This is a genomic window from methanotrophic endosymbiont of Bathymodiolus puteoserpentis (Logatchev), assembly GCF_900128525.1.
Classification (GTDB): Bacteria; Pseudomonadota; Gammaproteobacteria; order Methylococcales; family Methylomonadaceae; genus Methyloprofundus.
The window spans coordinates 1-1,245 of record NZ_FQTQ01000156.1; the positions used below are offsets into that span (position 1 = coordinate 1).

A 1,245-nucleotide genomic window follows, 5' to 3' on the forward strand; every position below is an offset into this window, starting at 1 on the left:
TCCCATTTTGAAATGAAAAGCTTAGTTTGCACTTATTTTAGGCGGTTAAGAATGTGTGGTTTAATTGACGCTTACGATAGTACAGATACGAGAAAAACAAATTTCTTATCTGGGCAAAGAGAAGATGCTATTAAAAACGCGGAAAACATTAAAATTAAAATGAAAAATAAACCCAAAATCATCAAATAACTGGTATGGGGAAAAACGCCTAATAATTACTATTAAGCACCACCTTCCCACTGGATAACCACCTTAAACTCACGCATCAAAGCACTCCCAACACAAAACAAACCTGTGTCATTCTTTAGCGTTATTTGGGGATAAATCAGACTTAAACAGCGTTAAGCACAGGTACTTATTACAGTTAAATGACAGTTACTCACATTTTCTGTGGATAACTTTGTGAGTTATTTTTGTGTAACCGCTTCAAGCCTTTGTTGATAAAGGCTATAGATTAGATTGTACAAATATTATACAACTGCAATCATTGCCGCTGGAAAAATAGAATTTTAAATTTAATTATCGTTCAAGTACCTGAAAATAAGGCATATAGCTTATTTTTATAGGATTTGGCTTAAAAATAAGTATGTTTAAAAAATGCGGAACTATGTCACGTTTTTAATTAGTCATTCTGCTATTTTTTTTAAATGGATGGTAATAATTGCGGACATAGCCCTGATACACCACGTTGGTTTGAACCACCAGAGAAGCACACACGTCCGCACATCATAAAAACTCTAATTGATTCTATAAAAGACTACTACAAAGAACCTGGAGCTTTAATTCCTTCCTTGAATCAAGCTAACGGATCAGATCGGCAGCAACGAAGTAAACCAAAAGGGTCTAACCAAAAGTAACCAAAAGGGTCAGACTCGATTGATTCACGAACGACCCTAAAAAATGCATATTCAATCAAACCCGATACTTTAAAGCACTCCATTTTTCTTTGATCTTAGCAACCAGTTACAAACACCCCCTTGACGCTATAACTCTATAACGTTATAAATGACGCTCTTTTATTAAGAGGATTTTACTATGAGTGAGCTATCAAAAAGATCAACTGTTTATTTTGAACCCTCAATTCATCATGCTTTAAAGATTAAAGCGGCCTCTACTCATCAATCCGTTTCTGAAGTAGTCAATGATGCTATGCGCCATGCTTTAAGGGAACCTGAATTCAAGTCATAAGTGCATAACCCAGTAAATTTTTTATATCTACCCCAGTTAGCTCTTCAAAAGCTTCAT

General features: G+C 34.9%; 2 protein-coding genes. Both read left to right on the top strand.

The window, feature by feature from the left end:
• Positions 1 to 189, top strand: a 189-nt coding sequence (locus tag BQ7314_RS15685) for a hypothetical protein (protein WP_217423845.1), incomplete at its 5' end; no start/stop codon positions are given.
• Between the two features lie 846 nt (positions 190 to 1,035).
• The gene (locus BQ7314_RS12095) at positions 1,036 to 1,188 is read left to right on the top strand and encodes a hypothetical protein (RefSeq protein WP_342590409.1); all 153 of its coding nucleotides are present in this window, start codon (positions 1,036 to 1,038) and stop codon (positions 1,186 to 1,188) included.
• The last annotated feature ends 57 nt before the right edge of the window (positions 1,189 to 1,245 follow it).

What these genes read in the sequence shown, in the direction of transcription:
- BQ7314_RS12095 (WP_342590409.1), top strand. Translation starts at nt 1,036, where the DNA reads ATGAGTGAGCTATCAAAAAGATCAACTGTTTATTTTGAACCCTCAATT.